This is a genomic window from Bacillus sp. WC2503 (assembly GCF_052682895.1).
The window spans coordinates 1,664,316-1,690,380 of sequence record NZ_JBQYMD010000001.1 but is presented as its reverse complement, the minus strand read 5'-3'; the positions used below and the strand labels follow the sequence as shown (position 1 = coordinate 1,690,380).

The following is a 26,065-nucleotide window of genomic DNA, read 5'->3' as shown; positions in this document are numbered from 1 at the left end:
TCTCTCACTTTCCGCACAATTTTTTAAAAGATTGATTTATTATTTCAAAACCTTTATCAATTTCTTCATTTGAAATAACTAGAGGCGGTAAAAAACGTAGTACATTATCAAATATCCCTGCCCCAATACTTATAAGCCCATTCTTCCAGAATTCATCAATTAATTGTACTGTTAGTTCTTTTGCTGGTTCTTTTGTTATACGATCCGTTACAAGTTCCATTGCAACCATTGCACCAATTCCACGAACGTCACCTATGACTTCGTATTTTAATTGCATTGCATGTAAATGTGACATTATTCTATTTCCAATTTGTTGAGCTCTTTCAACTAGGTTTTCTTCTTCCATAATTTCAAATACAGCAAGACCGGCTGCGCATGATAACGGACTTCCTGCAAAGGTCCCACCGATTTGACCCCTTCCAGGAACATCCATAAACTCAGCGCGCCCAACAATCGCACTTAATGGTAAGCCTCCAGCTATTGATTTTGATAATGCAATAATGTCAGGTTCTATATTAAAATGTTCCGTTGCAAACCATTTTCCAGTTCTGCCAAATCCAGTTTGCACTTCATCCATGATCATTAAAATTCCATATTGATCACAAATTTCCCGGATTCGTTTTACAAATAAAATGGAAGGAACAATAAATCCCCCTTCTCCTTGTACTGGTTCCATTACGATTGCCGCTACTTTTTCAGGTGATACTTCCTCTAAAAATTTTTCAAACTGATAGATGACTTGAGAATCCACTTCTTCAGAAGAAACTCCTTCTGCAGCTCTGTAATAGTACGGATACGACAATATATGCATGTCTGAAACGAACGGGCCAAATCCTGCTTTATATGGGTTTTCTTTCGTTGATAAAGACATCGTCATTAATGTTCTCCCATGAAATCCTCGTTCAAACGAAATTACTTTACTTCTCCCTGTTACTTTACGTGCGATTTTTACAGCATTTTCAATCGCTTCCGCACCACTATTTGCAAACATCGTTTTTTTCTTACTTGTTCCTGGTATTTTTTCATTAATTTTCTCTGCTAAAGCAATATAGTTTTCATATGGAGTTACATGAAAACAAGGATGAATAAATGACTTTGCTTGTTCTTGTACCGCTCTTACAACTTTCGGATGACAATGACCAACATTTTGCATTCCAATACCACCAGCAAAATCAATAAACTGATTCCCATCTACATCTGTAATGATCGCTCCGCTAGCTTTTTTTACATATAAAGGTGTTAAATGATATATTCCTGTCGGTACAGCCTCCTCATACCTTTTTTGAAGTACTTTTGAATAACTGCCTGGTAATACGCTCGATTTCAACAATTCCTCTTCACCTCATCTAATCTTTATCATCAATCTATTTCTAATAAAGTGATTATAAATCGCACAAAACCATTGTTCAATTCAATTATTTATATAATAATGATAGGTATATCCTATGATTAAATTTGAGGTGATTCCAATCGAATTACGACAATTAGAATACTTTTTAGCTGTTTCGAAAGAATTGCATTTCACAAAGGCAGCCGAAAAATTAAACATTTCCCAACCTTCACTAAGTCAACAAATACGTGCGTTAGAACATGAAGTAGGAATGCCACTTTTCGATCGAATTGGTAAAAAGATATCTTTAACTGAAGCAGGAAAGATTTTATTATCACATAGTAAAACCATTTTTCATGAAGTCGAACAAGCCCGTTCTGCTATCCAGGACTTAAATGGATTACAGTACGGATCCTTAACAATCGGCTCATTGTTAACCGTTGTAAATTATTTACTACCGCCAACCCTTTTACACTTCAATACTCTTTATCCAAACATTGAGCTTTCTGTGTTAGGACTTCGCACAGGAGAAATTCGCGAAAAATTGTTTCAAAACGAATTAGATATTGGTATTACATTTCTCCCGGTACAAGATAAAGAAATTGTTTCTATCCCGCTATATAAAAGTGAACTTACATTAGTTATTCCAATCGGTCATCCTTTAAGTGAGCTTGATCACGTGTCTATTAAAGAATTACAGAACTACCCTTTAATCCTTCTACCAAAAAACTTTTATTTAACAGAACTACTTACGACCTATTGTCAAAACTTTAGCTTCAAACCAAAACCAATTTTAGAAATTAGTACGATGGAATCTTTAATTCAAATGGTTTCAAAAGGTATGGGAATTACAGTGTTACCCAAACCGTATATAGACTTTTTGCAAAACGAAAACATTCAAGCTATTAAAATAGAAGATCCTACTCCAACTATAGATATAGGACTGATTTATAGAAAAGATAAATATATGTGCGCTGCAACTCGAGAATTTATTGAGCAACTAAAAATAACAGTACATTCTTTACAAAACTAATGGATATTTATAAAAACACTATAAAAACTAATTCATTTTAAATTCTCACTAAAATAAAAACTAGGATACTTTTACAATCAATAGTTTCCTAGTTCTTATAATACATGTGTAACTCTATTATGCTAAATGATTCCCTTTTCCACCAACGTCTCTGCGATTTGAACTGAATTCCAAGCCGCACCTTTTAACAAATTATCGGAAACGATCCAAAGATGGAATCCTTTTGGCGTATCAGGGTCTTTCCTAATTCTTCCGACAAACGTATCTATTTTCCCTTCTGCATATAATGGCATTGGATACAGCTGTTCACTAGGATTATCTTGTAAAATAACACCTGGTGCATCGAGCAGTACTTCTTTAATTTCTATAACAGTTGTTTCTTTTTCAAGTTCTATATAAACTGATTCTGAATGACCTGATACAACTGGAACACGTACACAAGTAGCTGCCATTTTCAGGTTTGGGTCTTCTAAAATTTTCTTCGTCTCTTGAATCATCTTTACTTCTTCAAAAGTGAAATCATTATCAGTGAATATATCTACTTGAGGCAGTACATTAAACGCAATTGGATAATGCTTTTTATCTTTTTTCACTGGTAATATAGCACTCTTCACTTCTTCACCTGTAAGCATCGACTTAGCTTGTTCTTTTAATTCATGAATCGCATGAATTCCAGAACCTGATACAGCTTGATAAGTGGAAACGATAATTCGTTCTAAACCGAATGATTTTCGGATTGGCTGAAGAGCTGTTACCATCTGTAATGCTGAACAATTCGGAACTGCAATAATACCGTTATGCTCCTTTAAAGTGTGTGAATTAACCTCTGGAACAACGAGCGGTACATCGTGCACCATTCGGTACTCACTTGTGTTATCAATTACGATTGCGCCACTAGAAACTGCGTGATTTACAAATTGTCTAGACACTTCTCCTCCAGCACTGAAAAAGGCAATATCTACACTTTCAAAACTAGTTGTTTTTGCCTCTTGTATTGTAATCTCTCGCCCTTTAAATTGTACTTTCTTACCAGCAGATCGTTTTGACGAAAGGAATGTAACTTCAGCTATATTAAACTTTGTTTCTTGTTCTAACAGTTCAATAATTTTCTGACCTACTGCACCTGTAGCTCCAACAACAGCTACATGATAGCTCTTTTTACTCATTTTTTCTCCTCCAATACTGCTTACATGAATTTCCCCACAACATAATATTAAAAGAAATTTAATCATTTGAAAAATTGAAATACATGATATAATCATTCACAAATCATGATATTAAAAGAGGGGTCACTTATGGAAATGAGACATGTTAAAACATTTTGTGCCATTGTTAAGCATGGCGGTTTTTCTAAAGCTGCTCTTGCATTAGGTTATGCGCAATCTACTGTTACAGGGCATATAAAAGCATTAGAAAACGACTTACATATCCCTCTTTTCGATCGATTAGGGAAAAAAGTACTTCTTACAAAAGCAGGTCATCAATTTCATCCTTATGCATTAGAATTACTTGCTATTTATGAAAAAGCACAAGAAATCCCTCAAAATAATGATTATTTGGAAGGGACGTTAAGTATTACATCTAACGAATCGTTAGCAGTGTACCGTTTACCACAATTATTACGTACTTACAAACAGCAAAATCCGAAAGTAAATATCGTTCTTGAGACTACTACAAATGAACATGCACTGAAAAAGCTACATGAAGGAGAAACAGATGTTATCTTCTTAATTGGTGAAAGTATAGCACATAACGATTTTATTATACGTACTTTTTGTAATGAAACATTCGGATGGATTTTACCTATTCATTCCCCCGTACAGGAAAATCCATTTCGTTTATTACAGGATACTCAGTTTATTTTTACAGAACAAAGCTGCGGTTATCGACCAATGGTCGATCGTTTTTTGCGTCAAAGTGGAAATATTCTAGAAAAAACATTTGAAACTTCTAATGTTGAAGTCATTAAACAAGCTGTTATGTGTGAATTAGGAATTTCAATTCTTCCTTACATCGTTGTACAAGAGAATTGTCAAAAGGAACAAATACGTTTTCAACCTATCGAAACTCCAGCCGTTATTCAAAGTCATGTAATCTATCATAAATCTAGATGGATTTCCCCGGTACTACAGTCGTTTCTTTCCTTACTAGAGCGAGGCTAAATTATTAAAAATGTGCACAAAAAAAGAGTAACTGCCTAAAAAGCACTTACTCTTTTTCATTGATAAGTATATTATTTGTTAGCCTGTCCCCCACCTGCAATTAATTTACTACCTGAATATGTACCTTTTTGCATAAACACTTGATTAATTAATTCTTTTTGTTCAGCTTGCGACATTATTCCTTTTCCTTCTCCTAAATTCCCACTTTGCAATTTCCAAATTTTATTATGATCCACATCAACCTTTTCATATTTCCCTTGTTTCCATCGTTCTAAAATATCCACATATGTATTTTTTTGTGCAACATCATTACTATTTATAATTTCAAGTAAACTTTCAATACGTTCTTGTGTGATAAAAATATAGCCCCATTTTTGTTCAGCTTTCGTTTTTTGGTGTGCCATTTCATGTAACGCTGTCTGTATGTTCTCATCTGTCCATTTAAAATTTTTATTAAAACCACTATTAGGTAATGAATGATTGCCATTTTCTAAAAGCTTCGCATCTTCGGCTTTTACATTACTATCAGCTAGCACTTCTACTGCCGGAGCTGCTGGCGTTGACTTTTTCGCAACTGGTTTACTATTATTCAAATAATAAAGCATACCATATGTTAAACCTACTCCGATTACTGCCATACCAGCTATAATACCGATTATTTTAAATAGTGTTTTCATCTCGCTTATTTCCTCCCAAATATCTCTGTTCTTACTACCTCATTATTTCTTATATAAAACAGTTCCTTCATTCAAAATAGTTCATCCCATCCCCTACCATATTATTTATATATATTTCCTTATATTGTATTTCTTTTTTTGTAAAATTGAAAGATTATTCCGTCAAAATCCAAAAATATTCTACAAAATTTCCCTTTATATTTATATGGAAACAAAAAACAACGAGCGCCTTCTACAACACTCGTTGTTTTTACTTTATGCACGATTTTCTTTTAACCACTCCGTAATAGCATCTAACCTCGAAACATCAAAACGTCTATCTTCACATACGTTTAAGCTGTTTAAACTTTTCACAATTTCTAATTCATTCGACTTTATACTTTTTGCTTCAATCAATTTACAGTACCCGTCTGTGACGGTATTTAAATTTTCATAATAACACTGCAACGATTTTGATATATGTAAATGTTTTTCAAAGTTTCTTCTGCTTCTCGTCTCATCAAATTCTTTTCGTTTTCTAGGTTCTTCATCATTCGTGTACAAATAAAAATATTGATCTGGAAAACCAATTTCCCTATTTATCATCTTTTCTTTATAAAAGTTTTCTATTAAAGATAAAGGCTGATTAAATATATCAAAATGAAAACACCAATTATAACTAAGTGGCTGATATATATCCCCATCAAGTATTACTAATTCATATTGCTGCGATTTTTGCACTGCCATATTCCAGCGCTCTACTTGTTTTTCAAAATACCATGTTCTATGTTCATTTTTTGGTCTTTCAAATAAAAAATTCACTTCAGGTATAATGAAGGCTCCATAATTGTTTTCTAGTTCACGGCATGTTGTACTTTTCCCAACAGCACTCGCTCCCTCAAACGCTATAATCCCCATAGTTTCTCCCACTTTCATTAACTAAAATCTCGTTGTTTCGCTCTTCTCCCCCATAACTGTCTCCATAAAACAATTGAAGCGATAGAAAGCATTATTGTTGTAATAATACTACCTTCAATCCCAAATGAGCCTCCATGAAGGACTTCATTGCCATTTTTTACAGGTTTAAATAGTGGTGTTGAATATATCGTCATTCCACTAACGGCAAAGCCATAAACGTTATATTGTGCCCAATTCCAAATGGAATGCCATGCACAAATCCCCCAAAGACTACTGTCCTTTAAAACGTAAAAAGCTGCAAATACGCCAACTAATATTATATTCGATATTGAAAGAATTGTAATTCCTGGATTAAGCAAATGAAGAAAACCAAATAAAAAGGACGTCACAACAATTCCAATCCATATACGGCTTCTAACAGAAAGAACTGGGAATAACCAACCTCTTACAACAATTTCTTCAGTGGCCCCTTGTATTAAAAATGCGACTAAAGATCCTACAATACCAAATATAACTGTCATCGTAATTTCTTGCATTTGTAGTTTTACATTTCCTGTTAATATGAGTAAAATTACTGGTATCGAAATGAAAATACACCCTATTAGTGCCCCTCTCAAATACTTTCTCATCCATTGCTCATTCCAAAAACCAATAGATGAAAACGACCTTTTCTCTACAAATTTAATCCATAAAAACACAAAAAATATAGCCCCGCCAAACGTTAATATCATCTCAATATTGCTATAAATTGCCTTCATAAAAGTTGTTTCTGTTTTCGGTAAAAACAGCATAAATAACATAAACAATTCACCTAAAGTCAAAAATACAATTGCAAGTATAACAGCAAAGACAGGGTGAACTTTCCTTCTTCCTTCTTTTGCTGCTTCGATTATTTTAAATTGTTTATTTTGCAATATTCATCCTCCTAATTATTGTAATCATCTTTATTCTTAAAAAATATACCGTTTCCTTTAAACATACTTTTTTATATAAATGATTTCTGTTTGGAATACATTCAGATTAGGAATAATATATAAATAAAAGAGATGTCTTTGTGCGTTTTACCATTATCGCCCAAATTACTCACTGGTATTACCAGCACTTGCTATTTCACACCATTTGTTGTAAGATAGTAATTAAGGTCAATTTAACAATATATTTTCTTTGCATATTATCAAGTATCAATCAGGACCATTTCGTACTCCTTATGGGTTTTTGATAATATGTGAACTTTTATTTTCATTCAAATAAGGCCGATCATATTGTAATCTTTTTAAATTTTAGGAGGCATTACCATGACATTAACAGGTAAAGTAAAATGGTTTAACAGCGAAAAAGGTTTCGGTTTCATCGAAGTTGCAGACGGTAACGACGTATTCGTTCACTTCTCAGCTATCACTGGCGACGGCTTCAAGTCTCTTGACGAAGGTCAAGAAGTTAGCTTCGAAGTTGAAGACGGTAACCGTGGACCTCAAGCTAAAAACGTTGTAAAGCTATAATTCAAACAATAAAAAGGTTGTTACCAGCTCGGTTAACAACCTTTTTAATATATAACTAAAATTTTTTACATAAAAGGAGTGGTTACATGTATCGCAATCGAAAGAACGATGTAGCAGAAGTACCACCAGAACAAACACCTGTTTGGGAATGTGAATCAGAGGATTGTTTAGGATGGATGAGAAAGAACTTTTCATTTGAAGAAGAACCTAAATGCCCTTTATGTAAAAGTAGCATGAAAAGCGGAGAACGTTTATTACCTAAGTTAGGTTAATTTTACTTAACCCCTCTTTTAATAAGAGGGGTTTTTATTAAATATTTAATTCCTCTACATCTGTTCGCACTATAGAATATAACAATGCATCGTGTTGTTTATTTCCTTGATGAATATAGCCGCGTAACAAACCTTCCTTTTGAAAACCTATTTTAGATAGCATTTTACAAGAAGTAACGTTTTCAGGATATGTAATAGCTCCAATTCTATATAAACCTAAATCTTGAAATCCATAATGAATGATTTCCCCGGCTGCTTCCGAAGCATATCCCTGCCCCCAATAACGCGGATGCAAATCATACCCTATTTCAGATCGTTTACTCCATAATTGTAAATTATTCAACCCAATTGTCCCAATTAAAGTGTTTGTTTCTTTTAACACAATCCCCCATCGTATTGCCTTTTTCTCAAAGTAATTTTTCGAAAAAGATTCAATCATACGTGAAGCTTGGCCAAATTCCGTAAAAGAATTCATACCGTAATAACATGTAACTTCATCCAATGAAAAGATTTCATATATTTTTTGACAATAAGATTGTTCTATTTCAACTAAACGCAAGCGCTCTGTTTCTAATATAGGGAATACCACAGGATCACTCCTTTCTCTCTACTAATTTATTATACCAGAAAAAATATTCATAATTAGGCAAGTCCTCAATGTCCCACTAATCAAATATTTCTAATGACTCTTTTCCTTTTTATTCTATAACAAGTAAGAGTATACCTTCTTACTTGTTGATTACCGCCTTGGTCATATAATGTAATTTATATTTTGCTTATTTCGCTTTACATAATACCAATATCCCTCCAGATACATCCGTTCGCTCATTATAAGAATAATTTCCATTCTAAAACAACAGACTAATTCATACATTAATGTTAAAATATAGAAAATATTCCATTCTATTATGGAGGTGTAAAAATTCTATGTATATATTCATCAGCTTAGCCCTCTTACTCATTTTGCTTATTTTTTTATTCGCAAAAAAATTCACACCAAACTCATCCATGATGACTAACTTTAAAGGAAATAGCTTTAAGACATTTTCAATTGGTATATTAATCGCTGCCACACTCTCTCTTTCATATGGAATCTATCACGCAGCAACATATCAACCTAGTTATTTAGATATTAAATTACATAACCAAAACTACACCGTTTTCGGTAATGTGGGCGAGTTCGGTTATTTCTCAGCGAACTTACCGAAAAAAGATGTAGAAGTTGAACTGTATTTCGCCTCTTGGGAAACATTACAGTTTAAAAATCCAGAAATATTCATAGATTATCCTTCAGGCAAACAAGAATTTTGGAGGGCAAGTATAGTATCAATATCCACAAATAAACTAAAAGAAAAACACAACATAAAAGAAATTTATCAACTCTCACCATACTCATTTAAAGAGTCTGGAAATATTACATTAACAATAAAAGAGAATAATGGAAGAACTAAAAAAGTTTCCATTCAAGTGAAATAAATAAAAAACTGTCCCTCCAGTAGACTGAATGGACAGTTTTTACATATGTATTCTATATTATTATTTTAACTCTTCACTTAATGTAGTCATTATTTCTTTGGCCGTATTCTTCCCGTTTCCAATACATGCACCAATTCCAACACCGTAATATGAAGCGCCAGCTAAATATACATTAGGATATAGAGCAGTCAATTTTTCATTTAATGCTTGAACCGCTTGATTATGTTCTAAATGATATTTCGGCATTAAATCTTTCCAATTTGTAACTTCAACTACTTCTGGTTCACCTTTAATTCCAAGACTCTTTTCAATATCATATAAAGCGACTCGTACTAATTCTTCTTCACTATAATTTTTGATCGTTTCATATATCGGATTGGTACTCTTATAAAACATTCTTACTAAAAGCTTTTGTGTACCCGATGTATGTTTCCACTTCCGGCTTGTCCATGTACAAGCATCACAATGTAAATCACTGTTTTCTGTTACGATAAACCCTGTACCGTCCGCCGGTAGTTGTTCATCTGGAATGTCAAAACCTAAATAAATACTAATAAGTGATGAATTTTTAAATTTATTAAAATGCTCGTTTAACTCATTAGATTGTAATAAAGTTTGTGCTATATCATGCGGAGCTGCTAAAACAACATAATCAGCTTGGATTGATTCCTGATTTGCAATAGAAATCTCATATTGATCTCCTCGTTTACTTACAGCCGTCGTTACAGCACCTTTTTTTATGACAGTTTCAGTTAACTTGTCTTCTAAGCGATTAATTATCGTAGATAGTCCACTTTTAAATGATACAAACTTTTTATTTCCTGCTGATTGAAATTGCTTTTTATTCTCTTCAAAACCTTTCATAATACTTCCATATTTATTTTTATAATCAAGTAAATACGGTAATGTTGATGCCATTGTAAGCTCATTCAATTTACCAGAATACACGCCTGAAAGTACCGGCGCAATTTGTCTTTCCACTAACTCTTTTCCTAAAAAGCTTTCTAAAAATAGAGCAAGTGATGTATCTTTCGTAAACTCTTTATTTTTCGTTATAAAATCTTTTAAAGCAACAATTTTCCCTTTCGTTGAGACTAGCGTACTGCTAAACAACGACTCGACACTCATCGGAATACCAAATATACTGTCAGAAGGAATTGGGTGTAAAATATTATCAGAATATATGTATGAAATACCCGTTTCGTTATATACCATTTCTTCTTCTAAGTTTAAATCTTTTACAAGCGGCATAACATGTTCATTGCGAGCAACGATAGAATCCGCTCCTGATTCCATAATAAAATCCTGTTCTTCAACACTATGGATTTTACCACCTAAAGACTCTTCTTTCTCGACAAGGATTAAATGTAAATCGATATTATAATCCTTTTTTAATTTTTCTAAATAAAACATAGTAGAAAGTCCCGTTATACCTCCACCGATAACAACAACTGTTTTCATATGTGCTGCGCTCCTAACCGATACAATTAATCATTCCTTTATTTATTATACCCAATACTCCTTACATTCGACTAGCGGCTTGCGCATTCTGTAAAAAATTTGACACTATATACAAATACATTTATATACATTTAATCCGTACATAACCATCATTGTAAATGAATATATAAAAAAGAACTATAACATTTACAAATCACGTCATAGTTCTCTCTATTTTAAAAACATAAAGTAATTGATCAGTTTGTCTATTTCTTGACTTAATGCCAGTACTTTTTCATGTTGAATTCCATAATCCGATACTAAATATAAAAGTTCTTCTTTTTTTATTTCAATTACCTTTTCCAATTTTACTAGTTCCATGTCGATTTACTTCTCTCCAAACATAAAATGTATGTTATTTAGTATAGCCTACTTACATAATTAGTAAAAGTAAAATACACATGTAAAATCTTACATATTTGAAAAAACAATATGCTACTAACAAAAAAAGAAACTTATATCCTCCCTTTTTACAGATTATTAAAATTCATTACGAATGAATAACATACCGGAATTGTTCTAAGGTTATACCTTTATATTCCGGAGCTCTCTTTATATGATCAAAATAACTATATGAGAATTTGAAAACATGTCCAAAATCCCAATCAAATTCACTATAGTCCTTTAGCCAAAATTGATTTTCAGTTGGTAATACGTGAGCACGTTTAGATTCAATTAAAGGCAAATGATCTATAGGAGAATGTAGATTTATTTTAGTATTCAGCATAAGTTTTTTACTAGCACGCAGTACGTATACTAGTTTTAAAAGCGGACGTATCCCTCGTTGAAATACATCTTTATGTCCTAAATCATACATTATATTAATTGCGTGGGAAAAAGTAAGCATATGGCCAATTAAATCATGATGTGATTCTGCTCTATAAATAACCTTAAACTCCGATAGTTCATTTAAAATAAACTTAGATAATTGTTTTGGATTTCTTAATTCACTTTGTATCTCGTCATATATACTTAATTGTTTAACTTCTTTCGTCGTAAAACCAATCCACGATCTACCAGGAATTGTTTTTTGAAATGATAATATAAGATCAGTTATCCCTTCTATCGCTTGATTATTTCCCCATTTTTGTAGCTCTTTCATAGCTAATAAACTTAATGCCGCATAAATGACGTTATGCCCGACCCAATGAAGTTCATCAATTGTATATTCCAATGATTTTATTATCTTTTTTTCAGCACTTTGAAAATCAATTTCTTCTTTACTATCGATGATTTCATCTAAGTTTTTCTTGTTCAGCATCATTTTTGTATGAGAATGCATATTACGAGCTATCTCTTCTTCAATATTATTATCCTTCATGAAAAAATAACTAGCAATTGCAGCTGCCCCGTAATGTGCATGCCAAATATCCTTTGTTTGTTTTTTGCATTGAGAAATAATTGAAAGGCCGCCTTTTAACAAACTTTTATTTTCCATTTTCTATCCCCCATAATAAAACTCACTTTATATTCATCCTAAAGATGGCGTTAATACAAATAAAATGTGATTCGATTCATCACTTTTATTCAAAAATCGATGCTTCACGTTTGGTGGGATACGTACAACATCACCTTCTTCTAAAAAATATTCTTTTCCTTCTAATTCCACATAAACTTCCCCTTTCATGACAACCGCAATCTCTTCCTTATCTTCATGTGAATAGTGACTTTCCGTTGTGCTTGCTTTTTTATTTAAATCCATCATTAACATTTCAATACGTGCTTTCATAAAATCAGGTGTTAATACATCATATACAATGTGATCATTATTTTCCCGATATACTTTTTTTCGATCTTTTTTCTTAGAAATGAGTGAGTCTGTATCAATATCATTAATAAAAAGTGTAAATAGCGGCACATTTAATGCTTTCGCAATTAATTCCAATACATTTAAAGAAGGATTAGCATGTCCTCTTTCAATTTGGCTAATCAGTGACGTGCTGATCCCTGCATACTCAGCAAACTCACGAATTGTCATATTATTTTTCTTACGATAACTTAAAACAGTTTGTCCAAGTCGATAGTGAATCAAAATAACTACTCCCTTTCGTCCATCATAATGTATGTTTCATTCCCTTTGTGCTGACTTACTAAACAAGGGCAAATAATCCTTTTCTATCGTCTTCGAGACTTATATACTTACCTTTGTGCATTATATCGCATTAAGTATATTATAATAAACACTCTATCGGAGGGACAGACTTTGAAATCATCTATTTTTTCATATTTCATCTTATTTTTCGGTGTATTCGCCTTATCAACTTCAGCAATTTTTGTGAAATTGGCAGATGCTCCTGCGGCAATTATTGCTTTTTATCGATTATTATTTGCTACAGTAATTCTGTTACCGTTATTACTATTTAATAAAAGGAATCGAAACGAACTAAAAACATTATCGAAAAAACAATGGGGATTCGGATTTCTATCCGGGCTATTTTTAGCTACACATTATGTACTATGGTTTGAATCCTTACGATATACTTCCGTAGCAAGTTCTACAGTTATCGTAACGTTACAACCTTTATTTTCAATGGTTGGTGGTTACTTTTTATTTAAAGAGAGATTTACGAAAGGAGCGGTTATCGGTTGCTTCATTGCCATTTCAGGAAGTATCGTCATCGGTTGGCAAGATTTCCAAATTAGTGGCGACGCTTTATACGGAGATATTTTAGCATTTATGGCGGCCGGCATTATTACAGCTTACTTTTTCATTAGTCAACACATTCGTAAAGATTTATCTCTTATACCATATTCGGTAATTAGTTATGGAAGTAGCGCATGCTTTCTCGGTATATTTGCTTATATGCAGCAACAATCTTTCATTCATTACGCTACACAAACTTGGTTGTCCTTTATTGGACTAGCTTTCATTGCAACGATTTTAGGACAAACGATATTCAATTGGTTATTAAAATGGATGAGCGCTACTGTTATTTCAATGAGTATTTTAGGTGAAACAATTGGTACTTGTGTTCTAGCATATTTTATTTTGAGTGAAACCATTACTTTACAACAAGCACTAGGAATTTCAATTATTTTCATTGGATTAACATTATTTTTATTACAACCGAAACTAGCGAATCGCAAATGACAATTAAAAAAGCATGACATTGATTTGTCATGCTTTTACATATTAATTATGTACAATTAAACCATCAGGTCTAAAACGACTCATCATAATTTCATTTATAAACTTTCCGTGAGCCTTTAAATTCCCTACCTTTACCCCTTCTACTACAAACCCCAATTTTTCATATAGATCTTTTGCTTTCGGATTCGTTTCTAATACACCAAGTTCTACTCTCTCTAACATTAACCAATTATCAGCTAAATCAAGCATTTTTGTAAGAAGTGCTTTGCCAATACCTTTATTATGATATTCACTGTCTACCCCAATAAATAAATCGCCTGAATGAGATCTTCGTCCCGGACTTTGTGTTAAGCCAATAAACCCTACTACTTCCCCGTCATATTCTGCAACAAATTCAAATTGATTTGGTGCTAAGTTTCGAATTCTATTTTCCATAGCGTCTACACGCATGCTAGGTAAGAAAACCATATAAGGTAAAACCTCATCCTGTATACATATACGATGAATTGCTCTAGCATCTTGTATTTCTACTGCTCGTATGTTGATTTCCATATTCCTCACCCTCCATATAAATAGAATTATATTATCATTCTAGAAACCTATATTAAATCATTCCCCACCTGTATTTCTTTATGTTATTTCTACATAATTATTTTGATATAACACTTAGTTTCCAAACACCTTATCCTAACAACCTAATAACCCTATACTTTAAATTTTCACCTTATTATATAGCTCAAGCAAATTCTCTATTGGAATACCATTTATTTTCATACCAGTTACATCACAATTTACTATTTCAATATTTTTCAGGTTACTATTATGCATTGTACTACCTTCCAAATCACAGTTTTCAAATGAAAGAGGTTCCTTGTCATCTCCAAGACTTGTATTTTTGAATTGCACTCCACCTAATGTCACCAAATTAAATGTACTACTAGAAAGATTTAAATCTGCATATGAAGACCTTCTAAAGTTTATATTCCTAAACTTTGATTGACTTACATTACAATTACTCATATTCATATGCATTATATTACTACCAACAAATGCACTATTTTTTAAATTTACTTGATAATATTCTGTATGAACCAAATTACAGTTTTCGTATTGACCATTTTTCATATCTTTATTTTTAATTAGGTTCTCTTCACCTGCACCTACATTTTTTCTTTTTACATAGCAATACTCATCTTCAGATTTAAAAATGATTTCATAGCCCATTTTTTTATAAAAATGATGATTATTAACTTGTCTACTAGATGTTTCAAGATCCCAAATCCTTATGTTCGGAAATTTTTCTTCTATTAACTTAATAATCCTTGATCCAATTCCTTTTCCTTGAAGAAAAGGCTCTACAAAAATACGATCGATTCTTCCGTACGATTTACCAGAGATCGTAACTATAATTCCCCCGATTATTTTTTCATCCATTATCACTTTGTAAGAATCCAATTCTTCAATTGAATATTTCATCATTTCAACTGAAGAATATCCTGGCGGTTGAATGTTATAATCAATTACATCATATTGGCCGCATAACCACCGCTTCGCTTCTTCGTCAAATGTTCTTTTCATTATTTCTGTTAACTTTTCAGCATCTAAAATTGTAGCTTTTTCTATAGATATTATTGTCATTTTTGTGTTCCCCTTCATTGTTACAATCTCATAACTTTTGTAATCTATATAGTTATAAAATAAAGAAAATTAAAATCAATCACTCTCTTTACTATTAAACTACAAATCAACCTATATTTTCCACTGTTACTTAGTATGAATGAATAAAAAGAAGAGAACATGTAATATACACATGTTCTCTTCTTTTTATTTTACGCTTATTCATTTTCAATTTTATATAATTAAAAATTTGATATTACTTAAAGCCATTCGTTACATGTATTAACTAGTTCCTGTAAATCCTCTATAAAACGACTCGCATGATATCCATCACAAACCGCATGATGTACTTGCAATGAAAAAGGTAGCATTACCTTGCTTCCATCATTGAAATATTTTCCGCAAGTTATAATTGGTAATAGAAAATCACCATCATTATTAATATTTAAATTAAATCCTGTAAAACTAGTCCAAGGTATCCCAGAAATCGGATAAACATTTGGCGGAATATTTTCTTTCGGGAAGAGACCATGAACATTAGCAAAACATTTCATATCCTCTTCATAGTTTTTATAGAAAATGTGGAAATCACTAGAATAATCCGTCCATATACTTGAAAAAGATTTATCACCTTTATGAAAGATTGTATAACTAGGTATCATTTCCTCCCAATACCCTAAAACTCCTTCATCATTAAAACATGTTCGAAATTCTTTATGTTTATTTATCATTCTAGAAATTATATAAATAAAAGTCGGATAAAATTTTATTTCCTTTTGATGTATTTTCTCTAGCATCATCGTAATATCAACATTCGCTGTCATACTAAACGAACACTTTAATTTTAAATAATGTTCAAAATACTGCTCTCTATTCCAATTTTCTCTGTCAATTACATGAAACTTCATTTCATTAGCCTCCTAAAATTTCATTTTTATTTTAGAAGGCTAATTTCCTTGTTTTCACCACACTTGTTCACTCCTTATAGTTTACATTTATACTCACGTTTTTATTTAATTATATAACATTTGCAAAAATCCATTCACATATTTCTTGCAATCCATCCACATACTATTAATAATGTGAAACTTTAATCAGTGGGGGGCAGTTGATCCCCCACCTAACCTTCTTTGTTTTTGCCGAATTTTGAGGTGGAGGTCTTACTGCCCGTTAATGCGGGATAAATCAAATGACGTTTGGAGGATTCAAACATGCATGATAAAAATGAAAATAAAAAAGTAAATGTTATCGAAAACACTACATCTATTCACAATAATAATACTGCAAATCTAACTAGCGAAGAACAAGCAATGAACGGCTTATACGGAATGCCCGAAACAACCATTGAAGATGCTGATCACGCTGTAACTGATGATTTGACTTCAAAAAATTAATGAACTACATAGAAAAAAGCCAAGGAAAATATCCTCGGCTTTTTTAACTATGCATCCACTTTTTGTATTTCTTCACTCTTTTTTGAAAGTTTCCCTGGCCAAAAAGCAAAGCGACCTAAAACAACTGTAATTGCCGGTACAAGTAACGGTCTTACGATAAACGTATCAAGTAAAACTCCAATTGCGGTCACAATACCAAATTGAACTAAAACTTGAATTGGTAACGTACCTAACACCGCAAAAGTTCCTGCTAAAATTAAACCTGCGGATGTAATGACACTTCCTGTTTGTATAACACCATTTTTTACTGCATCCAAGTGATTTTGTGTCTTTCTGTTTTTCCATATTTCTGAAACCATAAAGATATTATAATCTTCACCTAAAGCAACTAAAAATACGAATGCGTATAGCGGTATCGCCCCTTGTATTGCCGGCGCTCCCATACCAAAGTGAAGTAATATCCATCCTGCTCCTAATGCAGAGAAGAATGATAAAACAACTGTTACTATTAAATAAATCATCGCTACAATTGATCGTAAGTAGACAAGTAATAGTAAAGCTATTATACTAATCATTACTGGAATAATAACTGCTTCATCACGTTCCGTAATTTGTTTTGTGTCATATAGTGACGCTGTTTCTCCACCAATCCACAATTGACCTTCAACATCATTAATCCCCGCATCTTTTAATACTTTTTCTACACTATTTTTCAATTTAGGGATTTGATCTAGCGCTTCAATTGCGTACGGATTTTCCGCTAAAGAAACTTCATACATTTGTATTTGTTTATTTTCTTTTCCCTCTTTTGGCTCTTTCACTGTATTTACAAAAGAAAATTTCTCTATCTCTTGTTTAATAGGAAGCTCTTTTCCTTTCGTATTAACAACAACTTTTACTGGCGCTAGTTCTCCAGCTGAAAAATGATCACTAATTAACGTAAACCCTTCACGTGAAGGCATATCCTTCGGAAACGATTCTAAAAGGTCATATGTGTATTGAATACGTGGTACGAATGAAGCTAATCCACCTAATACAAACATAGTTAGCATAATTATTGTCCACGGTCTTCGTACGACAATATCTCCAAGTTTATTACTAAAGGAGCCTTTTGATTTTTTAACTTCTATTACTTTCTGTTTCTTTCTTGCAAACTCCTCATTCATCGCAGTTGTTCTTGGTATAAACGGAAAGAATGCAGCTCTGCCGAAAATTAATAAAAATGCAGGAAGAATTGTTAAAGCAGCAACCCCCATTATGAATACAGCAACACTAAATGGTACTGCAAATCGATGAAAGGCGCCGTAATGAGCAAGTAATAATGTTCCTAATCCAAGTACGACAGTTAATGCACTCATTATAATTGCCCCGCCAGATGCTTTAATCGCAAGTTGCAGCGCTTTATATTTACTTTCTTCTTCTAACAAGTACTCTCTATATCTTGAAATTAAAAATAGACAATAGTCTGTACCCGCGCCAAACAATAATACGGTCATGATTGATATCGCTTGGGCATCTACTTTAATCCACCCATGATCAGCTAAAAAACCAAGTGTAGGACTAATAATACCGTATGCAAAGCCAACAACAAGTATAGGTAAAATTGCTAAAATTGGTGAACGGTAAAGTAAAATTAATAAAACCAATACTAATAGTACAGTAGCGACTAATAATTTCACATCAGCTTGACTAAATAAACTAACCGCATCTGTTTGAATACCTACAGGGCCAGATAATCGAACATGTAAACCAGAGTCCGTTATTTTTTGTTTAAATGGATCAACATCCACCTTACTATTCACCAGTTTTCTTACATCTTCAAGATTTCCCTTTAATATATCCGTACCAGCTGATTTATTAAAGAATATCGATGTGACAAATGATGTACCATCTTTTGATGCACTTTTTGATAATACTTGCTCTGGAATTGTATCAAATGGTGGTAACATTGATTGTTCTTTTAAAGGGCTAGCTTTTAACTCTTTATAAACGTCCTGTATAAGTTTATAGTCTTTTGACTGTAATCCACCATCTCTATGCCATACTACTAACAACGGATTTCCTGCATTATTAGGAAACTCTTTTTTCATAAGTTCTTCCGCTTGCTGTGACATAGCTGTTTCAGGTAAATTTTTCGGATTCGGTTCTTTCGTACTATTTACTTGTGGCAACGTAAATGAAAGTACTAATGTAATAAGGATCCAAACTGATAAAGTTATCCATTGCGTATTCTTCCCTGCTACAATCCTCCCTAACATATGTAACGGGTGCTTTTTCATAAAAACCCACCTTCCTTTTTTCCTACAATATTAATTATATATACTGGTCAGTTAATTAATCAAGAAAGATTAAAAATTATGTTATAATTATCTCAATAATAAATGTCAGGAGCGAATGTATTTGGAACAAAAACAACGTCCTCTCGGAAGACCTCGTCAAAATAAAAATACAAAATCTACAAAAGAAATAATTTTAGAAGTTGCAACTCGATTATTTCTTACTCAAAATTATCAAGTCGTTTCTATGGATGAGGTCGCGAAAGAATGCGGTGTTACGAAAGCAACCGTCTACTATTACTATTCTACAAAAGCTGATTTATTTACCGCTACTATGATTCAAATGATGATACGTATAAGAGAGAATATGGATCAAATACTTTCCACGAATAAAACTTTGGAAGAAAGGTTGTTAGACTTCGCTACAGTATACTTACACGCAACGATGGATATTGACATGAAGAACTTTATGAAAGATGCAAAACACTCTTTATCTGAAGAGCAGTTGAAAGAATTAAAAAATGCCGAAGATAACATGTATGAAGTGTTGGAAAAAGCACTTCATAACGCGATGCAACTTGGAGAAATAAGTAAAGGCAATCCTAAATTTGCTGCCCATGCTTTCGTATCTTTATTATCAATTGGGAATTTTAAGGATGAAAATCACAATCCTATTCTTGCAAATATAGATGAATTAGCACAAGAAATCGTTTCTTTTTATTGGAACGGGTTAGGTCATTCGTATTAAATAGATTTCCTTTAATAAAAGAGCATATTTGAATTTTTCTCAAACATGCTCTTTTATCAATTACGTGTTTTATTTATATACTTACAATTAGATTATTCTTTAGCACCAATTAGCAAAAAATTATTATTTACAAATTTTGAATTTGTGCATTTATATTCCCTTTACTTAATCCCCCATGGTAACAAACTACGGATTCAATATCTAGATTTAAATACTTCTTCAAAGACTGTTGTGCTTCCTGAACATCCAAAGTAGTTGGAGCATGAATTCCTCCTAACATTCCATTTACACTATACATTGAATCCCCAGCGATAAGAGTTTTACTTTGTTTCAAATATAAACTAATATGACCCGGCGTGTGTCCTGGCGTATGGAGAATTAGTATGCCACCGCAATACGGAAGTTCTTGTCCATCAATCACAGTATCACTCACTTTTCCTTTTGGTAGATTCTCCACATTTCCACCTTTCAATAAAGGTAAATCCCCTTCAATATACGGCTTATCTAGCTCGTGCGCATAAACTTTAATATTACTTCCACAGTTCTGCAACAACTCTGGAAGACTACCTGTATGATCTATATCCTGATGCGTTAAAATCACTGCTTTTAATTTATCAAACGATACGTCAACTCTCTCCATCTCTACTTGTATATCTTCAATTTGTCCAGGGAAGCCAGTATCTATTAATACTGCCATTTCATCATCCCATAAAAGAATTAGGTGAATAATAAATTCTTGTAATTCAAGTTGTAACATTTCTACCCCTTTAGCAATCTCCATACAGCAATTCTCCTTTATACTGAAGTTTGAAAATATGTACGAGTAAACTGAAAATATAAAGCGCCACTATCTTTTAATATGTTTTGTCATCCCAACAGAGAATACCTCAAACCCTATAGATTCATAGTAAGATTGCAATTTTTCCACACACATCAGTTGGGGAATAACCTTTTTTTGTTCACAGTGCTGGATTAATCGTTCTACTATTTCTTTTCCAATGCCAATGGACTGATATTTTGGCAATACACATACACCACAAATAACGCCTGTTATTACACCATCAGATATAACACGCCCCATGCCAATTAATTGTTGCTCTTTAAAAGCATATATCACATACCAACTTTGTTTACACATTTGTTCCAATTCATTAACCGTTAATTTTAGAGAATTCCATCCTAAAGATTCATATAAAGCTACTAATTCATTGAAATTTGTTGGATGTTCAATTGTGTAGCTTATTTTAGTTTTCATAAACGCCTCCCTATTCTCCTATTTATTTGTATCCTCTTTTACATTGCTCTATTAAAATTTTTAAACCATCATCAACTTAACTTGAACAAACTTCAATAAGAAAAACAGAATTCCTTCTCAACATAAAATAAAAAGAAGTTACCTCACCTGAGATCACTTCTTTTATATAAATCTACCACTATATTATCACCCAAAAATTATGCAGCTACATACAATAAGAACGAACAAAACTAATAAACTGTTTGAGAAATAACCCATAGAATACTACCCCTTTATTTCATTATGTAAAAAATTTTATCATAAAATTATTTACAACATAATAACTGAAAAAGACATTGCATTCATTAGTTACGTATATTTAGTAATATTTTATTTTTGGCCATATTCGTCTTTTCTAAAATCACTTCTCATCCTCCTCTTCTTTATTTCATATAATTTCAAAATAACAAATTAGTAAATATTAATTTACTATAATAAGTTTAAACATTTGATTTATAGCTAAATTAGTAATAAAATAATGACTAAATCCAAAAAGGAAGCGAAAATAATGTCTCATAAAGAATTATTAAACGAATACATGAATTTATTATTAAATATGTCAGGTACTTTCAAATTTCTATCAGAAAAATCCTCTGAATTTACACATTTAGAACAACACGTAGTGGAGTATCTCGCCCAGCAAAAAGTACCTGTAAATTCAAAGATGATTGCTAATTATTTAAACATTCCTAAGCAACAATTAAGTGTAACTTTACGTAATTTAGAACTAAACGGCTATATTGTAAAAAAACAAGATACGGTAGACAAAAGAGCTGTATTAATTTCTCTGACAGAAAAGGCTGAAAAGGTACATTATGAGAGATGGAAACAAATTTATAAAAATTTCACAGTAAACCTCGAAAAGTTATCTGAAGAAGATAGGCGGGATTTAACTTACGGACTATATAAAACAAATACAATGCTCTCAAAAATGTTACATAACGACTAAATATATTGTTTTATTATGCAACGGAGGATGTTTCATGGTTAAAGAGTTAGATTTACAATCAGTACAAGGTACGATGCTTATTCCCCTATGGGGACGAGCATATGGCAGTGAGAAAAATAAGGATATTTTAGATGATACAGAGGCTATTCGAATAATTAAAGAATGCGATTTTGACTTCTCAACAATAGCAAATACATTTGGCGAATACGGATGTATCACATACATTACCCGTGCACGAAAAATTGATGATACGATAAAACAATTTATAGCAAAACACCCGAACGCCACTATAGTAAATATCGGTTCAGGACTAGATACTACTTTTTCAAGAATTGATAACGGTACAATACATTGGTATAACCTTGATTTACCCGATGCAATCTCTTTTCGCAAGACTTTAATTGAAGATACACCTAGGAATATTAGCATCACTAAATCATTTTTTGATACTTCTTGGTTTGACGATATAAGATATGATCCAAACGACGGTATTCTTTTTATATCAGCAGGTGTATTTTATTACTTTAAAGAAGAAGATTTAAAAGAGATCATAGTTGCTATGTCAAAACGTTTTCCTGGAGGAGAGCTATATTTTGATGCTGAATCAAAATTCGCACTGAACCTTTCGAATGCAACCGTAAAAAAATCTGGTAATAACGGCGCGATGATGTATTTTTATGTAAACAATCCAAAATCAATAGAAAAATGGTCTTCTTCCATAAAAGTATTAAGTTGCTCCCCTTTCTTTAAAGGTATACCTACAAATAAAGATTGGGATGGTAGTACACGTATTATGATGCGAATTGTAAACGTAATAAAGATGTTGAAGTTTGTTCATTTGCGGTTTGAAAAATAATAAATAAAGAAGGCCGCAATACATTTATATTTAGGTTATACATGTTAAACTTAAGAAAAAGGCAGGAACATATTTGATATGTTCCTGCCTTTTTCTTATGGGGTACCGATACATAGTCATATAGCTATGAAAAGCAACTACCCCAAAATGAGAAATTTAGCATCTTAACACCCCTCAAGTAGCTTCTGTATATAATACATTTTAAATTTAATTTTTCTTGATAAATCAAAGATTTCCTGGCATACTCTTAAAATTATTTATGCACGAATAAAATCTCTTCGTAAACGTCCAATTGCACTAAAATATACAAAAATTGAGAAATATGAAAAAGACACTCTTATGAGTGCCCTTCTTAGCAACTAAGTCCGCTGCAGCTTTTACCATAACCCATATGAATTTCGTCTGTAAGAGGAAATTTTAAGTTCATATTTAATTATTAAAATAAACCGCACCAAAGTTTTCATTAAATCTTTTACACCAAACAGAAACCGAACCATATTCATTTACATCTAACCCTTCAGGAATTTCGTAGTTTTGGTCTCCTTTATTTCCCTTTAATTTTCCTAATTCAATATACTGATAGTTTTTTACGTCTTCATTATTTTTCAAACGATTTGTAGGAACTAATACAACTCGTACATCTGGCCCATTTGATGTTGCAAAATTAGAAAGTCGTAAAACACGTTTTCCATCCGCTAATTGGTGAATTTTTGCCGTTCCAGTTGTTTCATGGACACCGTTTTGAAACTGACCTTCCCTTATTACTCGATCACTTTGTTGCCTTACTTCAGTTGATTGTATCTCTGCTTGTGGCAATGATTCATTTACGTGCTTATCAATAAATAATTTCTCTGGTCGGAACAATGACCATAAAATCCCCAATACAATTATTAAACCACCTATAAGCCATACATATTTTCTTTTCATAAAGTAAAAAACCTCCTGTAACATACTGTGTAGTAGTATGTTAACAAGAAGGTCTTTCATTTTTCTAACGTAAATGTTACAAAAGTCTTTCAGCCATCTTATTTTTTACTGATGTGATGGGAAGAGTGAACCAAAATTCACTTCCCTGCTTACCATCTGCGCGATTCCTTACACCAATTTCCCCTTTGTGCATTTCAATTAATGATTTTGCAATAGCTAATCCAAGTCCGGAACCTCCAGATTGTGAACTTCTTGATCGATCTGTTCTAAAAAAACGTTCAAATACACGTAATTGATCATTTGGAGAAATTCCCATTCCTTCATCCCGCATAGTGAATTGGACCTGTTGAGTTGATTTATTTTCCACTACAGTCAATTCAATTGTTCCAGAGATAGGAGAATATCGAATTGCATTATGTAATAAATTACCTATGACCCTTTCAATTTTGCAAGGCATAATCAAAAGTCGAGGTAATGTATCAGGGACATCCAATTGCACATGGATTTGTTTGTCTCCTAATAAGACAGAATGTGACTCTAATACATCTAATAGAACTTTATCTAAATGTGTGAAACTTGGGTGAAAATCTACTTGCTCAAACTCTAACTTTGAAAGATCAAATAAGTCGTTAATTAATCCATTTAATCTTTCTATTTCTTTTAAAACCGTTGCCAAGTATTGCTTTTTTATTTCAGGATCTTCAATCAGGTTATCTTGTAATGCTTCTATCATCATTTGCATGCTCGCCATAGGTGTTCGTAAGTCGTGTGAGATATTGGTAATTAGCTCCTTACGAGAGTTTTCCTGTTCCTCTAACTTAGTAAACCCTTCTTCTAATTTTTTTGCCATCTGTTGAAAAGCTGTTGCCAATTCTTTAAACTCACGTGGTTCTTGCCCAATTATATACATCGTTTCAAAGTGTCTATCACTAAATTGTTTCGTCAATTTTATTAAATTTTGTATAGATTTCATGATAGGACGTGTCATTAACCAATAAATAAACGTTGAAATAATGAATGCCACAAATGCAATTACTGTTAATAACCGCGTTTGTTCCGGTTCAAGTAACATTTTCGTCTCACTATACCATATAGCAATTACCATAATACTAGTACTTAATAGATTCATGAGTAACAATTGAATACGTAATCTCATGTTTCATTTCCTCCATTTGGCTCAAAGCGATATCCTATACCCCAAACCGTATGAATCCAACGATTCTTTATCGTATGCTTTTCGAGCTTTTCACGTAAACGACTCACTAACACGGTAACTGTGTTTGATGCTCCTTCATGTCCAAAATCCCAAATTAATTCAAGAAGCTGCGAGCGAGAAAATACTTGTTTTGGATGCTTTGCCATGAGATAAAGTACCTCAAACTCTTTCACCGTTAACTCCACTTCCTTATCACAAACAAGTACATATCTTGTCTTTGGATATATTTTTAAATCTGGAAACTCTATCACTTCCAATAGAGATTCTTTCGCTTGTATTGGTACATGGCTTCCTCTTCTTAGTATAATTTGAACCCTTAATACTAATTCACGAGGGGAAAATGGCTTTGTTAAATAATCATCTGCCCCCATTGTTAAGCCTAAAATTCGATCCCTTTCCTCTCCCTTAGCAGTTAACATAATAATAGGGACATTTGACTGTTGACGAATTTCCTCGCATAATTCCCATCCATCTTTTTTTGGCATCATCAAATCTAATATAATTAAATCTGGTTGATGTGTAAGAAATAAATCCCAACCTTCTTTACCATTTACAGCGGTATAAACTTCATATTCTTCTCTTTCTAAATACCGTTTGCATACTTCTCGAATATTTTCTTCATCTTCTACGATTAAAATTCTTTTCTTCATATACTATCCTCACTTCTTTTTCACCAATAATGCAAAATTTATTGTTTCTATTATCCAATGAAAATTCAGAAAATAAATTTTGTAATACAGATAGTAATCTTAACATTTGATTACTTATATGACTAGATAAGTATTTAAAATAGTAGTTACTAAATTATATAAATTAAAAGGAATGAGTCCGATTCAACATCGAACTCATTC

29 protein-coding genes are annotated in these 26,065 nt (G+C 32.4%); 10 read left to right on the top strand and 19 right to left on the bottom strand.

The window, feature by feature from the left end; translation table 11 throughout:
• Positions 1-4: 4 nt before the first annotated feature.
• Positions 5-1,330 (bottom strand): 4-aminobutyrate--2-oxoglutarate transaminase, encoded by a 1,326-nt coding sequence (gene gabT, locus ACUN26_RS08795; protein WP_000920471.1) that lies wholly within the window; start codon positions 1,328-1,330, stop codon positions 5-7.
• A gap of 130 nt (positions 1,331-1,460) precedes the next feature.
• Between gabT and ACUN26_RS08790 the strand changes: the two genes are divergently transcribed.
• Entirely contained in the window at positions 1,461-2,363 is a 903-nt protein-coding gene (locus ACUN26_RS08790) for a LysR family transcriptional regulator (RefSeq protein WP_079519513.1), read from the top strand.
• A gap of 122 nt (positions 2,364-2,485) precedes the next feature.
• Here ACUN26_RS08790 and ACUN26_RS08785 read toward each other — a convergent pair whose 3' ends face one another.
• Positions 2,486-3,529 (bottom strand): aspartate-semialdehyde dehydrogenase, encoded by a 1,044-nt coding sequence (locus ACUN26_RS08785; protein WP_000039424.1) that lies wholly within the window; start codon positions 3,527-3,529, stop codon positions 2,486-2,488.
• A 105-nt stretch (positions 3,530-3,634) separates the two neighbouring features.
• Between ACUN26_RS08785 and ACUN26_RS08780 the strand changes: the two genes are divergently transcribed.
• Entirely contained in the window at positions 3,635-4,525 is an 891-nt protein-coding gene (locus ACUN26_RS08780) for a LysR family transcriptional regulator (RefSeq protein ID WP_002038649.1), read from the top strand.
• Between the two features lie 71 nt (positions 4,526-4,596).
• Here the strand turns inward: ACUN26_RS08780 and ACUN26_RS08775 are convergent, their stop codons facing one another.
• The 3 genes from ACUN26_RS08775 to ACUN26_RS08765 all read right to left on the bottom strand — a co-directional run bounded on the left by ACUN26_RS08775 (position 4,597) and on the right by ACUN26_RS08765 (position 7,013).
• Positions 4,597-5,202 carry a PRK06770 family protein gene (locus ACUN26_RS08775; protein ID WP_000853589.1) on the bottom strand — a complete coding sequence of 202 codons (606 nt, stop codon included), beginning with the start codon at positions 5,200-5,202 and terminating at the stop codon, positions 4,597-4,599.
• Positions 5,203-5,457: 255 nt separating this feature from the next.
• Positions 5,458-6,117: a hypothetical protein gene (locus tag ACUN26_RS08770; RefSeq protein WP_000862575.1), complete on the bottom strand. Its 660-nt coding sequence runs from the start codon at positions 6,115-6,117 to the stop codon at positions 5,458-5,460.
• The gene (locus ACUN26_RS08765; protein ID WP_001180195.1) at positions 6,117-7,013 is read right to left on the bottom strand and encodes a CPBP family intramembrane glutamic endopeptidase; all 897 of its coding nucleotides are present in this window, start codon (positions 7,011-7,013) and stop codon (positions 6,117-6,119) included. The genes ACUN26_RS08770 and ACUN26_RS08765 overlap by 1 nt, the downstream gene beginning before the upstream one ends.
• A gap of 381 nt (positions 7,014-7,394) precedes the next feature.
• Here ACUN26_RS08765 and cspD point away from each other — a divergent pair, with 381 nt between their 5' ends.
• Together cspD and ACUN26_RS08755 are read left to right on the top strand one after the other, a co-directional pair.
• On the top strand, positions 7,395-7,598 hold the full coding sequence (cspD, locus tag ACUN26_RS08760; RefSeq protein WP_000176365.1) for a cold-shock protein CspD: 204 nt from the start codon (positions 7,395-7,397) through the stop codon (positions 7,596-7,598).
• 86 nt (positions 7,599-7,684) lie between these two features.
• A complete protein-coding gene (locus tag ACUN26_RS08755; protein ID WP_000286203.1) occupies positions 7,685-7,870 on the top strand; it encodes a cold-shock protein in 186 nt (61 codons plus the stop codon).
• A gap of 37 nt (positions 7,871-7,907) precedes the next feature.
• Here ACUN26_RS08755 and ACUN26_RS08750 read toward each other — a convergent pair whose 3' ends face one another.
• Entirely contained in the window at positions 7,908-8,459 is a 552-nt protein-coding gene (locus tag ACUN26_RS08750) for a GNAT family N-acetyltransferase (RefSeq protein ID WP_000231763.1), read from the bottom strand.
• A gap of 338 nt (positions 8,460-8,797) precedes the next feature.
• Between ACUN26_RS08750 and ACUN26_RS08745 the strand changes: the two genes are divergently transcribed.
• A complete protein-coding gene (locus ACUN26_RS08745) occupies positions 8,798-9,346 on the top strand; it encodes a hypothetical protein (RefSeq protein WP_000275259.1) in 549 nt (182 codons plus the stop codon).
• 60 nt (positions 9,347-9,406) lie between these two features.
• On the opposite strand, the gene ACUN26_RS08740 is transcribed toward ACUN26_RS08745, so the two are convergent.
• The 4 genes from ACUN26_RS08740 to ACUN26_RS08725 all read right to left on the bottom strand — a co-directional run bounded on the left by ACUN26_RS08740 (position 9,407) and on the right by ACUN26_RS08725 (position 12,878).
• On the bottom strand, positions 9,407-10,807 hold the full coding sequence (locus ACUN26_RS08740) for a protoporphyrinogen oxidase (protein WP_000860341.1): 1,401 nt from the start codon (positions 10,805-10,807) through the stop codon (positions 9,407-9,409).
• A 210-nt stretch (positions 10,808-11,017) separates the two neighbouring features.
• Complete coding sequence (locus ACUN26_RS08735) at positions 11,018-11,167, bottom strand: aspartyl-phosphate phosphatase Spo0E family protein (protein WP_000424361.1); 150 nt, start codon at positions 11,165-11,167, stop codon at positions 11,018-11,020.
• A gap of 169 nt (positions 11,168-11,336) precedes the next feature.
• Positions 11,337-12,284, bottom strand: coding sequence for a hypothetical protein (locus ACUN26_RS08730; RefSeq protein WP_000428913.1), 948 nt, complete (start codon positions 12,282-12,284; stop codon positions 11,337-11,339).
• 33 nt (positions 12,285-12,317) lie between these two features.
• Entirely contained in the window at positions 12,318-12,878 is a 561-nt protein-coding gene (locus tag ACUN26_RS08725) for a helix-turn-helix domain-containing protein (protein WP_000582250.1), read from the bottom strand.
• A 171-nt stretch (positions 12,879-13,049) separates the two neighbouring features.
• Between ACUN26_RS08725 and ACUN26_RS08720 the strand changes: the two genes are divergently transcribed.
• The gene (locus tag ACUN26_RS08720; RefSeq protein ID WP_000842529.1) at positions 13,050-13,937 is read left to right on the top strand and encodes a DMT family transporter; all 888 of its coding nucleotides are present in this window, start codon (positions 13,050-13,052) and stop codon (positions 13,935-13,937) included.
• A 42-nt stretch (positions 13,938-13,979) separates the two neighbouring features.
• On the opposite strand, the gene ACUN26_RS08715 is transcribed toward ACUN26_RS08720, so the two are convergent.
• From ACUN26_RS08715 to catA, 3 genes are all read right to left on the bottom strand, one after another.
• Positions 13,980-14,489, bottom strand: coding sequence for a GNAT family N-acetyltransferase (locus ACUN26_RS08715; RefSeq protein WP_000405103.1), 510 nt, complete (start codon positions 14,487-14,489; stop codon positions 13,980-13,982).
• A 159-nt stretch (positions 14,490-14,648) separates the two neighbouring features.
• Positions 14,649-15,593, bottom strand: a complete 945-nt coding sequence (locus ACUN26_RS08710; RefSeq protein ID WP_002038651.1) for a GNAT family N-acetyltransferase — start codon at positions 15,591-15,593, stop codon at positions 14,649-14,651.
• A 221-nt stretch (positions 15,594-15,814) separates the two neighbouring features.
• On the bottom strand, positions 15,815-16,462 hold the full coding sequence (catA, locus tag ACUN26_RS08705; protein ID WP_000668560.1) for a type A chloramphenicol O-acetyltransferase: 648 nt from the start codon (positions 16,460-16,462) through the stop codon (positions 15,815-15,817).
• Positions 16,463-16,765: 303 nt separating this feature from the next.
• Here catA and ACUN26_RS08700 point away from each other — a divergent pair, with 303 nt between their 5' ends.
• Entirely contained in the window at positions 16,766-16,948 is a 183-nt protein-coding gene (locus ACUN26_RS08700) for a DUF4021 domain-containing protein (RefSeq protein ID WP_000543745.1), read from the top strand.
• A gap of 47 nt (positions 16,949-16,995) precedes the next feature.
• Here ACUN26_RS08700 and ACUN26_RS08695 read toward each other — a convergent pair whose 3' ends face one another.
• The gene (locus ACUN26_RS08695; protein ID WP_000716533.1) at positions 16,996-19,227 is read right to left on the bottom strand and encodes an MMPL family transporter; all 2,232 of its coding nucleotides are present in this window, start codon (positions 19,225-19,227) and stop codon (positions 16,996-16,998) included.
• 121 nt (positions 19,228-19,348) lie between these two features.
• On the opposite strand from ACUN26_RS08695, the gene ACUN26_RS08690 reads away from it, so the two are divergent.
• The gene (locus ACUN26_RS08690; RefSeq protein WP_000436003.1) at positions 19,349-19,972 is read left to right on the top strand and encodes a TetR/AcrR family transcriptional regulator; all 624 of its coding nucleotides are present in this window, start codon (positions 19,349-19,351) and stop codon (positions 19,970-19,972) included.
• A 127-nt stretch (positions 19,973-20,099) separates the two neighbouring features.
• Here the strand turns inward: ACUN26_RS08690 and ACUN26_RS08685 are convergent, their stop codons facing one another.
• The gene (locus ACUN26_RS08685) at positions 20,100-20,753 is read right to left on the bottom strand and encodes an MBL fold metallo-hydrolase (protein ID WP_000401510.1); all 654 of its coding nucleotides are present in this window, start codon (positions 20,751-20,753) and stop codon (positions 20,100-20,102) included.
• 66 nt (positions 20,754-20,819) lie between these two features.
• On the bottom strand, positions 20,820-21,227 hold the full coding sequence (locus ACUN26_RS08680) for a GNAT family N-acetyltransferase (protein WP_000850348.1): 408 nt from the start codon (positions 21,225-21,227) through the stop codon (positions 20,820-20,822).
• Positions 21,228-21,774: 547 nt separating this feature from the next.
• Here ACUN26_RS08680 and ACUN26_RS08675 point away from each other — a divergent pair.
• Positions 21,775-22,215 carry a MarR family winged helix-turn-helix transcriptional regulator gene (locus tag ACUN26_RS08675; RefSeq protein WP_000018437.1) on the top strand — a complete coding sequence of 147 codons (441 nt, stop codon included), beginning with the start codon at positions 21,775-21,777 and terminating at the stop codon, positions 22,213-22,215.
• A 34-nt stretch (positions 22,216-22,249) separates the two neighbouring features.
• Positions 22,250-23,071 (top strand): class I SAM-dependent methyltransferase, encoded by an 822-nt coding sequence (locus tag ACUN26_RS08670; RefSeq protein ID WP_000237904.1) that lies wholly within the window; start codon positions 22,250-22,252, stop codon positions 23,069-23,071.
• Positions 23,072-23,500: 429 nt separating this feature from the next.
• Here the strand turns inward: ACUN26_RS08670 and ACUN26_RS08665 are convergent, their stop codons facing one another.
• The 3 genes from ACUN26_RS08665 to ACUN26_RS08655 all read right to left on the bottom strand — a co-directional run bounded on the left by ACUN26_RS08665 (position 23,501) and on the right by ACUN26_RS08655 (position 25,864).
• A complete protein-coding gene (locus ACUN26_RS08665; RefSeq protein ID WP_000824734.1) occupies positions 23,501-23,998 on the bottom strand; it encodes a DM13 domain-containing protein in 498 nt (165 codons plus the stop codon).
• A gap of 76 nt (positions 23,999-24,074) precedes the next feature.
• A complete protein-coding gene (locus ACUN26_RS08660) occupies positions 24,075-25,154 on the bottom strand; it encodes a sensor histidine kinase (RefSeq protein WP_001239398.1) in 1,080 nt (359 codons plus the stop codon).
• Positions 25,151-25,864: a response regulator transcription factor gene (locus ACUN26_RS08655; protein WP_000746049.1), complete on the bottom strand. Its 714-nt coding sequence runs from the start codon at positions 25,862-25,864 to the stop codon at positions 25,151-25,153. The genes ACUN26_RS08660 and ACUN26_RS08655 overlap by 4 nt, the downstream gene beginning before the upstream one ends.
• Positions 25,865-26,065 lie beyond the last annotated feature (201 nt).

Coding starts and splice junctions, on each gene's coding strand:
- ACUN26_RS08665 (WP_000824734.1), bottom strand. CDS start 23,998: ATGAAAAGAAAATATGTATGGCTTATAGGTGGTTTAATAATTGTATTG.
- ACUN26_RS08695 (WP_000716533.1), bottom strand. CDS start 19,227: ATGAAAAAGCACCCGTTACATATGTTAGGGAGGATTGTAGCAGGGAAG.
- ACUN26_RS08710 (WP_002038651.1), bottom strand. CDS start 15,593: ATGAAGGGGAACACAAAAATGACAATAATATCTATAGAAAAAGCTACA.
- ACUN26_RS08700 (WP_000543745.1), top strand. CDS start 16,766: ATGCATGATAAAAATGAAAATAAAAAAGTAAATGTTATCGAAAACACT.
- ACUN26_RS08735 (WP_000424361.1), bottom strand. CDS start 11,167: ATGGAACTAGTAAAATTGGAAAAGGTAATTGAAATAAAAAAAGAAGAA.
- ACUN26_RS08730 (WP_000428913.1), bottom strand. CDS start 12,284: ATGGAAAATAAAAGTTTGTTAAAAGGCGGCCTTTCAATTATTTCTCAA.
- ACUN26_RS08745 (WP_000275259.1), top strand. CDS start 8,798: ATGTATATATTCATCAGCTTAGCCCTCTTACTCATTTTGCTTATTTTT.
- ACUN26_RS08740 (WP_000860341.1), bottom strand. CDS start 10,807: ATGAAAACAGTTGTTGTTATCGGTGGAGGTATAACGGGACTTTCTACT.
- ACUN26_RS08670 (WP_000237904.1), top strand. CDS start 22,250: ATGGTTAAAGAGTTAGATTTACAATCAGTACAAGGTACGATGCTTATT.
- catA (WP_000668560.1), bottom strand. CDS start 16,462: ATGAAGTTTCATGTAATTGACAGAGAAAATTGGAATAGAGAGCAGTAT.
- ACUN26_RS08655 (WP_000746049.1), bottom strand. CDS start 25,864: ATGAAGAAAAGAATTTTAATCGTAGAAGATGAAGAAAATATTCGAGAA.
- ACUN26_RS08675 (WP_000018437.1), top strand. CDS start 21,775: ATGTCTCATAAAGAATTATTAAACGAATACATGAATTTATTATTAAAT.
- cspD (WP_000176365.1), top strand. CDS start 7,395: ATGACATTAACAGGTAAAGTAAAATGGTTTAACAGCGAAAAAGGTTTC.
- ACUN26_RS08775 (WP_000853589.1), bottom strand. CDS start 5,202: ATGAAAACACTATTTAAAATAATCGGTATTATAGCTGGTATGGCAGTA.
- ACUN26_RS08680 (WP_000850348.1), bottom strand. CDS start 21,227: ATGAAAACTAAAATAAGCTACACAATTGAACATCCAACAAATTTCAAT.
- ACUN26_RS08785 (WP_000039424.1), bottom strand. CDS start 3,529: ATGAGTAAAAAGAGCTATCATGTAGCTGTTGTTGGAGCTACAGGTGCA.
- ACUN26_RS08755 (WP_000286203.1), top strand. CDS start 7,685: ATGTATCGCAATCGAAAGAACGATGTAGCAGAAGTACCACCAGAACAA.
- ACUN26_RS08715 (WP_000405103.1), bottom strand. CDS start 14,489: ATGGAAATCAACATACGAGCAGTAGAAATACAAGATGCTAGAGCAATT.
- ACUN26_RS08685 (WP_000401510.1), bottom strand. CDS start 20,753: ATGGAGATTGCTAAAGGGGTAGAAATGTTACAACTTGAATTACAAGAA.
- ACUN26_RS08770 (WP_000862575.1), bottom strand. CDS start 6,117: ATGAAAGTGGGAGAAACTATGGGGATTATAGCGTTTGAGGGAGCGAGT.
- ACUN26_RS08660 (WP_001239398.1), bottom strand. CDS start 25,154: ATGAGATTACGTATTCAATTGTTACTCATGAATCTATTAAGTACTAGT.
- ACUN26_RS08780 (WP_002038649.1), top strand. CDS start 3,635: ATGATATTAAAAGAGGGGTCACTTATGGAAATGAGACATGTTAAAACA.